Raw genomic sequence first — 1,456 nt, 5'->3', positions numbered from 1 at the left:
CCGGTCGAGCTGATCGTGCCGGCGCCGCCGGGCTCCGGGCCGGATCGCTGGGCGCGCGGCATCGCGCCCTTCCTGGAACGCGCTTGGCCGCGGCAGCCGCTGCTGGTGCGCAACCGCCCGGGCAAGGCCGGGCTGGATGCCCTCGCCGATCTCGCCGCCGGGTCCGCCCGACGCGCCATCGCCGTCCTGACCACGCCGGTCATGCTGGCGCGCGCGATCGAGACCGGCGAGGCGTCGCCGCTCTCGCAGCTCCGCCCACTCGCGGCCCTGGTCGAGGAACCGGCGCTGCTGGTCACCGCACCAGGCGGGCCCACCGATCTCGAGTCGCTGCGCCACGGGACGCGCATCTCGCCGATCGCCACGCCGCCGCCGGGCACCGGGGCGCATGTCACCGGCCTGCGGCTCGCGGAACGGGCCGGGCTCCCGATCCTGACCTTCGCCTCGGCCGCCGCCGCGCGGCAGGCCGCGGCCGCGGGTCATGTGACGGCGGCCGTGCTGACGCTGCCCGACGCGCTCGGCCATCTGCGCGACAACCGCCTGGTTGCCCTCGGCGTCGCCGCATCCCGCCGGTCGCCCCTCCTGCCGGAGGTGCCGACGCTGCGCGAGTCCGGGCTCGAATTGCTGGGCGCGACCCGGCGCGGCTTCGCACTCGAGGCTGCGCCGGACAGGGAGTGGCAGTCCTGGCTCCTTGCGGGGCTCGAGAGCCTCGCGCGCGATCCGGACCTCGTCTCCTTCTGCGCCGACAACGGGCAGGTGCCGCGCTTCCTCGGGCCCGAGGCCTGGGCCGGCCTGCTCTCGCGCCAGGACGAGGAGTTGCGCCGGCGGTGGCAGGAGGCCCCCTGGCTGCCGCGCCGGGCGTGAAACGACACAGCTGTTGCGACAATACACCCGCGAGCATATGCTTTTGAGACGGCCCGCCTCGGGCCGCGTGCCCCGGGACGTCCTGCTCCGCCGGGCGCCCGGCGCGCGTATCGGCGCGGCAGAGGTGTGACCCCATGGCTCGGCGCAGATGGCGCGCCCAGGCTGCCCGTCCAGACTTCGTCCTGGTGGCGCGCGACCCGAAGGTGATCGCGGCGGCCCATGACGCGGCCTCGCGGCTGCCGCAGGCCACCGAGGTCGATCTTGTCTCCGCCGCCGAAGCGCTGTCGCTGCTCGTCGGCCCCGGACGTCCGCCGCGTCACCTCGTCCTGGAGGGCGACCTGGCGCAAGGCCCCCTGCTGACCGCCGCGCGCGACCGCTTCAGCGGGACCGACGTCGTGATCGTGACCCGGCCCGGAGAGGCGCCGCCGACCGGCCTGCGCAGCGCGCCCGCCGAAGGCAGCCGCCTCGCCGCCGCCCTCGCCCTGCCCGCGCCCGCGGTGCAACTGCCGAGCAGCGATCCCGCCGATCTCGCGGCCGGCCTGGCGCGCGGCGAGATCACGGTGCGCTTCCAGCCCATGGTGCGCCTTGCCGACCG

General features: G+C 76.4%; 2 protein-coding genes. Both read left to right on the top strand.

Translation table 11 applies throughout. From position 1 onward, the window contains the following. Positions 1-861, top strand: an 861-nt coding sequence (locus tag L2I40_RS23140; RefSeq protein WP_237217710.1) for a tripartite tricarboxylate transporter substrate-binding protein, incomplete at its 5' end; no start/stop codon positions are given. 134 nt (positions 862-995) lie between these two features. After that, on the top strand, positions 996-1,456 hold a 461-nt coding region (locus L2I40_RS23135), incomplete at its 3' end, for a hypothetical protein (RefSeq protein ID WP_237217709.1).

It is taken from the genome of Falsiroseomonas oryziterrae (genome assembly GCF_021864505.1).
GTDB classification, from domain to species: Bacteria; Pseudomonadota; Alphaproteobacteria; order Acetobacterales; family Acetobacteraceae; genus Falsiroseomonas; species Falsiroseomonas oryziterrae.
The sequence above is the reverse complement of the archived record's forward strand: the minus strand, read 5'-3'. Positions and strand labels throughout refer to the sequence as shown.